This window comes from Paraburkholderia sp. BR14320 (assembly GCF_040948665.1).
GTDB classification, from domain to species: Bacteria; Pseudomonadota; Gammaproteobacteria; order Burkholderiales; family Burkholderiaceae; genus Paraburkholderia; species Paraburkholderia youngii.
Genome location: NZ_JBFPKG010000409.1, coordinates 1 through 232, shown reverse-complemented (window position 1 = coordinate 232; position 232 = coordinate 1). Strand labels below are relative to the sequence as shown.

Genomic DNA, 232 nt, shown 5'->3' with positions numbered 1-232 from the left:
CCACACCGCGCAGGCCCATCTGCTTCATCAGCCGCTCGACCGTGCAGCGCGCCACGACAATGCCTTCGCGCTTCAATTGCGTCCAGACCTTGTCTACGCCATAGACCTGGAAGTTTTCTTCCCATACCCGCCGGATCTCATCCTTGAGCATCCTGTCGCGCTGGGCCCGCGCCGGCACCAGCTCAGGATGGGCGCGGCGGGCCACATGCGTGTAGTACGTCGACGGCGCGAT

Annotated in this window: 1 protein-coding gene; it reads right to left on the bottom strand. The window is 64.2% G+C overall.

What is annotated here, in order from left to right:
- Positions 1-232: IS3 family transposase (locus tag AB3X89_RS40845; RefSeq protein WP_368588127.1), on the bottom strand; the 232-nt coding region annotated here is incomplete at both ends.